Annotated in this window: 8 protein-coding genes; 5 read left to right on the top strand and 3 right to left on the bottom strand. The window is 57.0% G+C overall.

Annotated features, from left to right (window positions below; translation table 11 throughout):
- Nucleotides 1-2: 2 nt before the first annotated feature.
- Genes F8197_RS00345 through F8197_RS00355 form a run of 3 tightly spaced genes read right to left on the bottom strand, consistent with a single transcriptional unit; the run spans nt 3 to nt 3,980 of the window.
- Nucleotides 3-737 (bottom strand): hypothetical protein, encoded by a 735-nt coding sequence (locus F8197_RS00345; RefSeq protein WP_152879036.1) that lies wholly within the window; start codon nt 735-737, stop codon nt 3-5.
- The gene (locus F8197_RS00350; protein ID WP_152879038.1) at nt 734-1,735 is read right to left on the bottom strand and encodes a hypothetical protein; all 1,002 of its coding nucleotides are present in this window, start codon (nt 1,733-1,735) and stop codon (nt 734-736) included. Before F8197_RS00350 ends, F8197_RS00345 begins: the two co-directional genes overlap by 4 nt.
- Nucleotides 1,728-3,980, bottom strand: coding sequence for a hypothetical protein (locus F8197_RS00355; RefSeq protein WP_193333291.1), 2,253 nt, complete (start codon nt 3,978-3,980; stop codon nt 1,728-1,730). The genes F8197_RS00350 and F8197_RS00355 overlap by 8 nt, the downstream gene beginning before the upstream one ends.
- Before the next feature lie 145 nt (nt 3,981-4,125).
- Here F8197_RS00355 and F8197_RS00360 point away from each other — a divergent pair, with 145 nt between their 5' ends.
- The 5 genes from F8197_RS00360 to F8197_RS00380 all read left to right on the top strand — a co-directional run bounded on the left by F8197_RS00360 (nt 4,126) and on the right by F8197_RS00380 (nt 7,806).
- The gene (locus tag F8197_RS00360; protein ID WP_152879042.1) at nt 4,126-4,755 is read left to right on the top strand and encodes a hypothetical protein; all 630 of its coding nucleotides are present in this window, start codon (nt 4,126-4,128) and stop codon (nt 4,753-4,755) included.
- 249 nt (nt 4,756-5,004) lie between these two features.
- On the top strand, nt 5,005-5,916 hold the full coding sequence (locus F8197_RS00365; protein ID WP_152879044.1) for a YafY family protein: 912 nt from the start codon (nt 5,005-5,007) through the stop codon (nt 5,914-5,916).
- 51 nt (nt 5,917-5,967) lie between these two features.
- Nucleotides 5,968-6,471, top strand: coding sequence for a BrxE family protein (locus tag F8197_RS00370; RefSeq protein WP_152879046.1), 504 nt, complete (start codon nt 5,968-5,970; stop codon nt 6,469-6,471).
- Nucleotides 6,468-7,253 (top strand): BrxA family protein, encoded by a 786-nt coding sequence (locus F8197_RS00375; RefSeq protein ID WP_373996744.1) that lies wholly within the window; start codon nt 6,468-6,470, stop codon nt 7,251-7,253. The genes F8197_RS00370 and F8197_RS00375 overlap by 4 nt, the downstream gene beginning before the upstream one ends.
- Nucleotides 7,234-7,806 (top strand): BREX protein BrxB domain-containing protein, encoded by a 573-nt coding sequence (locus F8197_RS00380; protein WP_152879048.1) that lies wholly within the window; start codon nt 7,234-7,236, stop codon nt 7,804-7,806. Before F8197_RS00375 ends, F8197_RS00380 begins: the two co-directional genes overlap by 20 nt.
- Nucleotides 7,807-7,819 lie beyond the last annotated feature (13 nt).

A 7,819-nucleotide genomic window follows, 5' to 3' on the forward strand; every position in this document is an offset into this window, starting at 1 on the left:
CTCTACTGGCTTGTTGAGCTAAAAAGAAAAACGACTACCAGGACCAGTCCTACTAACACGACCGCCGCGCCCGCCAGAAACGGGCGCGCGGGCTTTGGGAGCGTGTCAACCTTGCGGCACACGATGGCGCACCCGTCGTGCTGCACCAGTGCTGCGAGTTCGCTCGATGAGGCCAGGTTCAGATAAACCGCGCGTTCCAGACCTCCAGGCTTCAGAGCAACCACCATTGCCGCCATGGCCGCCAGCCGCGTAAATGCCCTTGTACTGTCAATGTCGGCCACAAAAGGTGACGGTGCGAGGCCGTTGTCCGGTTGGAGAGGGATGTCGAGGAGCACCGCCATCACAGCTTCGTCAATTTCATCGTTCTCACCCTGTACCGCCGCGCTCCAGGCGTCTTCACCTAGCGTGTCCAAGTACTTACCGGCATCTTCAAACGAACCGCTACGCTGCCGGATGTTACATAGCCAGGCCAGCAGTTGAGCGGCAAGCGCTTGGCCATCTGGCTGGACCATTACATGCAGTGCATAGTGGATTCGTGCGCCTTTGCTGTCGGTGCGCGCCGACGCGATGCCCGACACAAAAATCTTTCCGGGCTCGACCAGGATCGTTGGGCGAGAAAAATCAGTCCAGCGCCCGTAGTTTTTTTCCCACCAGCGTTCTGGCGGCTGGCCGCGTCCAACAAAACGATAATCGAGTATTTTTGAGCGCGTGCGTACCTGAACCGAAATGCCGTTCATGCCGGCTCCTGCATCCTGACAGGCTGCGCTCGCTGACTCAGTTTCATGTCGTTCAGGCGTGTAACCGCCGCGCGCAGTTCACGGCTTTCGCCCGTTATGTAGCGCCACAAATTCTTCAACGGAGACCGGTCCTGCTCATTTTCTGCACTGGCCAGCTGGCGCGCAAGCAGTACCAAAATGTCCAGTGCGCCATCCACCTTTCTTTTGCCAGGAGGCAGCACGCGAAAGACAGGATGACTTTCGAGATACATGTCATCGGCCATCTCCCAGCCGGCATCAACCAAGTCAACGCAACCAATCGTGTTGACTGGCGCGTAATACGCGGACACCAGGCCGCTGCCGTCCATCTCTTCCGCAACGGCGGCAAACATGCCTTCGTACAGATCGTCGACAAGTCGACGCTGCAGCTTTTCGGCGAGCGCACGCGTCGAGCCGGGCGCTACCAGGTAGCTCTCGCACTTCACGGGCGCGAGGACAATCGTTCCTGTCTCGTTTGCAGCCTTCCGCTCCTTCGCCCACTCGCGCACGATCGAGGTGACTTGTGTAATCTTCAGGCGCGTACGACACGCTTTCTCCTCTGCGGCCGTCGCACAATTCATGGCCAGAACAGTATCCACCGGCAGGATCAGCACGCTGGAAGCGTTGATCCACTCTGCACACTTCTCCCATTCGGGGCCTTGTTCGCTGAGCCAGCCGCCCGGGTAATCCAATATATTGATTGGCAATTTGGACTTTCCCACATCGAGCGAAAGCTCATAGATACTGACGTCGCTCGTGCTATTCCTGACGGCTTCGGGCTCGAAGGTGCCGTGCGCAAGCGCGCCGGCCAGTTCGTCGACGTTATCGGAAATACGTGCAGCGGTTGAGCCTTTGGATTTCAAGCTAGCAGGCGTGCCCGCCAGTGCTGTCTGGGCTTCAGCGAGGATCGAACTGACTAGGGAAGTCTTCCCCACCCGCGTCGGACCAATCACGGCGATCTTGTATTCGTTATCACTCATGCTGCGCTTTCACTTTCAGTTTGTCGATGGCACTGCGCGCGCCGGCAAAAGCTGCTTTCACTTGGCGAGCGTCGATGCGCGATGTGGCGATGGCGTCGAACTTTCCGGGGAACAGTTCGTCCCGCCAAGACCGCGCGAAGCGATGAAATTCCTTTTTGCTCGTGCCGGAGCGAATGAAACTGTCATCAAATTGTTCGACTGCGGCGTGGATGATTTTGTCCATAAGGCTCGATTCACGCAGCAGGCCATCACGCACCGATGCCGATGCCTTGATGGCCAACAGGCGCAGCTCGGACAGCAGATGACGGGCAGCGACCACATCTACGCCTGGCACGTCGATGGTGAGCTTGATGGTCTGGGTTTCAGGATCTAAGTACCGATGCTCGAGGATGTCGAGGCGGGCGCGAACGACCGGGTGGAAGTGGCTGCGGTAGCTCACTTTCAGGCTTGACAGTTCATTCGTTGCACGCTGCAGGTTGACGCAGGTTTCGTCACCGGCCGTGAGCAGTACCGCGAGCCGTTCGAGCGCCTCCCGCCCCGATAATCCATGCATCAAACGGCCACAACGTTCTACAAGGATGCCGCCCACTTCATCGAACAACGCGTGCGTCTGCGCAGCGAGTTGCTCGTCGAGGCCGCAATAGACTTCACCAATATGAACGCGAATCCGATTCAGCTCGGTCATGGCGAGGTTCGAACTGTCCCGGTTCACGGCGAACTCGCCGAGCGCCTTGTCGATCCATGCGGCTTCGCCGGTTCCCAGTGCGTCGTCGGCCCATGATTTGATCTGTGCATGCGCAGCGCGAATCGCGACTGTCAGAGTGGCGTCATCGGCTTCGGTCCGCGCACTGATGCGGTGGCTCTCAAGAATCGGCACCAGGTCGCGTGCAATGAGTTGTCGCATCTGCGTGGTCAATTCACTCAATTTTTCCGTGACGCCGCCGGTTTCCGGCAGGCTGGCAGTCATCGCCGCCTCCAGCGCCTGCAGATGGTTGCCGACGTGTTCACATGCGGTATTGGCCAGAATCCGGGCTTGTTCCAGTACCTCTTGGTCCATTACTGGCAGCCGGTCGACCAAGTGCGCGAGCACCGGCTCGAGTAGCTGCAACCCGACGCTTGCCGGATCCTTCCCTTGGCACCGGAACAATGTGATCGGCGCATGCTCCAACCCGACGTTGGCGTCCAGCCTGATTGAAGCAAGCATCTCTTGGAGCGTTTCGTCCGGAACCCCGCCTTCATTCGACAAAATACCCAGAAAATCGGCCGTATTCGAGATCGGCTTTCGCGCCTCGTCGATGAGCTTGCGCGCCAATCCGTCCTGCTTGGTCCAGAATGCCATGCCTTCATTGGCGCGCTTAACCAAGACGACGAAATCTACGTCGTCGCGTAATCCTTGCACGTGGTGCGCTTCGGCCGACGCTGCAATTTCACCCAATCCGGGCAGGTCGATCAAACCGATAGAACGCGCAATCGGATCCGGGAAAGGACATTCGATCGTGGCCTCCCGCACCGCCAAGTAGCGGTTGTCTTCCTGCGCTGCCGTGTCGCGTTTCGGATAGGCGATCCAGGCGCGCAATGCCGAAAAATCCGAAATGACGCGGTCGGCGCCGTTCAAGTGCTCCGCGTATGACGCGAGCGAATCGCGCATGCGGCGCAGTCGCTTGAGCATGACGCCCCGTGTATTTTCGTCGTCGGGACCTGGCGTTGGATAGTCGCGCCTACGGAAATCCTCAAGCGTCGCGGGAACCGGGCCGAGCCGCAGGTCGTCGTGATATGGCTTCAGCACCTCGTCGCGGAAAGTCGCCCAGCTATGCATGCGGAGCCTTGCAACGCGTTCTGTACTGCTGAGGATGCGACTGCGCACCGCCGTTACTGGATTGCCCGTCCCGGTAGGGATGGCCTCTTCGCTTAAGCCCGACAGTGCTTGCAGGAGCGTGCTCTTGCCCACCCGCGCCTGCCCGGACACTCCGAGGTTAATAGTCGGCCGGCTAAAGCGTGCCTGAACCCGTGTCATTTCATCTACAGCGACTTGTACGTGGTCTTTGCATGACTGCAAGTCGGCAGTTGCGATAACACCACGCAATTCTGCTGGAGTTTGCGGATGCTTTACAAGCCCCGCGAGGGCGTCGTCGAGTACGCTCAAGGTGGTGGTGAGAGCGACCAAGCTCTCCTGCTTTTCGCGGACCACCGGTAATTTGGTGCGTCGCGCGCTCAATACGACATCAACCTGCTCTGCAATCCCCAATTGACCTCTCCTCAGTGACAAGCATTGAACATACATGATTTCTTGCCACAATGGAATATTGGATTTTCTTTTCAGATATTTTTCTTATGATCCTCGCGCGTCCTCGTAGCGGAAGTAAGCGTGTTCCTAGCGCCGTCTGGACTGCGTGAGCACCGTCATCCATGATCGAATTTTGGCAAAGCATTTGTGCCCACAAATTGATTATGGACACAAATTTTCAACCCAGCGAGCTCCGGCTGCAGGCGCAAAGGCCCGTAAGTTTCACGGTCTGCAGGTGGGCCGCCTTGATGGTCACCTTCAATCGTTCATCGTCCTGTACCCGCCGCGACGGCGGGCGATCGAGCGCCGCATAAAAGCCGCTGCGCGACACATCGAAGACGCGACACAACAGGCCAAGCGGGTATTCAAGTCGAACCTATTTCATGAGCGCATAGCGGGCAGCGACTCCCTGGCAAAGTACCCCGTGGCCTTTTTTAACACTTCCTTCTCCATCCGTTCGACAGCAAGCTCCTTACGCAGCTTGGCGACCTCGGCCTCCAGCTCGGCGACGCTGCGGCGCCCTGGTGGCGCGTTGGCGTCCGTGCCGCGCTTGGCCGCGCTCACCCAGTTGGCCACCGTCCCTTTGGGCGTCGCGATGCGCTGCGCCGCTTCCTCTATCTTCAATCACTGCACCAATACCAGTTTGACTGCCTCGGCCCGGAACTCCGGCGTTTATGTTGGTTATTTCATGTTTTCACTCCCTTTGACAAGTTTATCAAATGGCAGTGTCCATTAATTTCAGAGTACCTCAGTAGTCTAGGCAAGCAGACGCCACAGCGGCTGCGCCCGCATGCGCCGGTAGGTCGCGATGGCTTTGTATGCTTTCACTCCCATGCTCCAAAGTGCGGGTATCGCCCATCATGTGGTCATCACAATGCAACACATACAAGAATCAAAAACATTGCATTGCCACATTCCAGAGCAACTTATATACTTCACGCAACAACCCGTACAAGCATTCGTTAATCCGATAGAGCACTCAGTAATGCCCAAAGATAAACTTGCAGAATTGACCCAGCCGCAGCGCGACCGGCTCGCGTTCATTGAGCTGCGTGTGCGCTTCGTGGGGGAGATCCGTAGGCAGGACCTGGTTGGGCGGTTTGGCATCCAGTCCGCAGCAGCAACCCGGGATTTAGCACTCTATAAGGAGTTGCACCCGGGTAACATCGACTACGATCCCAAAGGCAAGGCTTACGTCCTGGGACCGGACTACCGGCCCGTGTTCAACTATCCCCCGGAACGGGTGCTGTCTTGGCTGACTCAGGGCTTTGGAGACGGCGAACCCATGCGGCTCAATGCGTGGGTGGCTAGCGAAAGCCCGTCACGGCTCACACACCCGGATCTGGATGTCTTGGCAAGCGTGACTCGTGCGATTCATCAGGGGTGTCCGCTCCGCGTTCAGTACTTCTCCATATCTAGAGGCTGTACTGATCGGGAAGTCGTCCCCTTTGCGCTGATCGACAACGGCTTGAGGTGGCATGTCAGGGCGTTCGACCGGAAGTCTCAGGAGTTCCGGGATTTCGTCATCACCCGGATCAAAAACCCCGTTGTGCTCAAGGGGCAGTCAGTTGCAACCCATGAGATGAGCGATCAAGACATTCAGTGGACCCGGATCGTCGAACTGGAGATGGTGCCGCACCCGGACCAGCCCCGTCCCGATATTACGGAGATGGACTACGGCATGGTTCGCGGTTCATTGCGGATGAAGCTGCGGGCTGCGACCGCTGGATACATCCTGAGGCAATGGAGTGTCGACTGCTCTCCGGACCATAGTCTGCGTGGACATGAGCACCGGCTCTGGCTGAAGGACCACTTGGCGCTATACGGCGTCAAGAATGCTGTTTTGGCACCAGGCTACAAAGAACCCCGCTTGGACGAGGCGAAGAAAAATTATTAACTGTGCTGCCCCCCTCCGCCGCATGGTTGAAAAAACGATTTAGGACTTTTGATGAACGCTATCGCAACAACAATCGCAGAGCTCCGAGTTCTGATTGGTTACCTAGGAGAGAAGGGCCAGGCCAATTGGTGGGGCTGCGAGTTCTTCAGCGCCACAGCCACTGCTTTTTTGGCGCCTATATTCAACCGCTCTTTGTTTCTTGCCCAATACCAAGGGGCAACGGCAGCGGCGGCAAAAGTCCACGACGAAGCCATTGGTGTAGGCCGTATCTATCATCTTTTCCGCTTGCCTATAGGACTCGAACAAGCATCAGCAGATGCTCTCAACGACGCCACATTTGTTCAAGCAGTGCAAGCTAGATTGGCGAATCGTGAGTTGGCGCTGACGCGCCTGACTGAATTGGCTGAAAAAGCAGAATCCGCATCGCCGGGCCCCGTGTCACTGGGGCAGATGAGTCAAGATATCAAAGCCGAATTACAATGTGCTGCTGGCTTTTATTGTGCCGCCTTCACTTCCGGAATTCAGACGTTCCCCTACGTTCGGGAGGTTGAGTGAGTCAGCAGCGCTACTACACCACCCAGCTTCAAGCCGGGCTGGGTCTCCTGGAAGAAACAAGGCAACTGCTCCAGGTTTATCAGCCTGGTATGAGTGCGTCGCAGTTCTACGAAGCGGCGCTGGCATCGGGGCGCTTCCCTTTGGTAACGGCAAGACGCCTACGCAATATTGTTGCCGAGTGCTTTGCTCCACGCTACATGCGCGCCCCGCACGTTGCCGCGCGCCTCAAGTCCCTGGTTGATCGTTTCACGATCGCCGAGCTCAATCAGCTGCTCTTTATCTATACGGCGCGCGCCAATCTTGTGTTGGCAGACTTTGTCCGAGAGGTTTACTGGGCACGCTATTCAGCCGGGCGAAACGACCTTCAACTGGAAGACGCACGCACATTTGTTGCCAACAGCGTGCGCGAAGGAAAAACGCAAAAGCCATGGTCTGAGACCACGATCAAGCGCATCTCATCGTATTTGATGGGATGCTGCGCCGACTATGGATTGCTCACCACCACAGGCCGCAACCAGCGCTCGATTGCTGCGTATCGCATCTTGCCAAAGGTCACTGCCTACTTGGCCTACGACTTGAAGTTCAGTGGTCTCGGCGACAACCAAATTGTTTCAAGCTCCGACTGGAATCTCTTCGGGCTGGAACGTGCCGACGTCCAAGATCAACTGAAACGTTTGTCATTACAAGGCCTGCTCATATTCCAGGCCGCCTCCGATGTCGTGCACATCGGGTGGACCTATAAAAGCATGGAGGAACTGATCGATGTCATCGCTGAAAGCTGATTTCAATGAGTTGATGGAGCGAATTAAGCAGGGGCGCGAATTCGGCCATGCCAGCTTCGAGCCCATTTTCTACTTGGTTTTCCCACCGAATCAGATTCTCAATGTGAAGCGCGAAACACCCGCGTGGATGCACCGACTGCGCAATGATGGCTGGGAAGTCGAAACCTTTTCGATCGCCGAGCATGTTGCAGACATTATCGAGAAGGCACCGCTTCGCAAGATCTGGCTCGCAGCCGATCAGAAAGCGCCGTTGGCATGGGACAAGACCAATACGTCGCTCGCCAATGCCATCAGTAATGGCGCGTTGCAGGCACGCATCGAAGCCAAGCTGGCCGAGCTTGAGGGCAAGCCTAAGGCCATTTTGCTGGTTACCGACCTTGAGGCGCTGCATCCCTACACACGCATCGGTGTCATCGAAGGCAAGCTGCAAGGCAAGTTCCATGTGCCCACAGTGTTCTTCTACCCTGGTGTGCGCACCGGCAAGACCCGACTCAAATTCCTGGGGTTCTACCCCGACGATGGCAACTACCGCTCTGTCCACGTCGGCGGATAATCATTGAGGCAAA

Origin of the sequence: Duganella sp. FT27W (genome assembly GCF_009295655.1) — a bacterium.
Lineage (GTDB): Bacteria > Pseudomonadota > Gammaproteobacteria > Burkholderiales > Burkholderiaceae_D > Rugamonas > Rugamonas zoogloeoides.

Coding starts and splice junctions, on each gene's coding strand:
- F8197_RS00345 (WP_152879036.1), bottom strand. CDS start 737: ATGAACGGCATTTCGGTTCAGGTACGCACGCGCTCAAAAATACTCGAT.
- F8197_RS00350 (WP_152879038.1), bottom strand. CDS start 1,735: ATGAGTGATAACGAATACAAGATCGCCGTGATTGGTCCGACGCGGGTG.
- F8197_RS00365 (WP_152879044.1), top strand. CDS start 5,005: ATGCCCAAAGATAAACTTGCAGAATTGACCCAGCCGCAGCGCGACCGG.
- F8197_RS00370 (WP_152879046.1), top strand. CDS start 5,968: ATGAACGCTATCGCAACAACAATCGCAGAGCTCCGAGTTCTGATTGGT.
- F8197_RS00380 (WP_152879048.1), top strand. CDS start 7,234: ATGTCATCGCTGAAAGCTGATTTCAATGAGTTGATGGAGCGAATTAAG.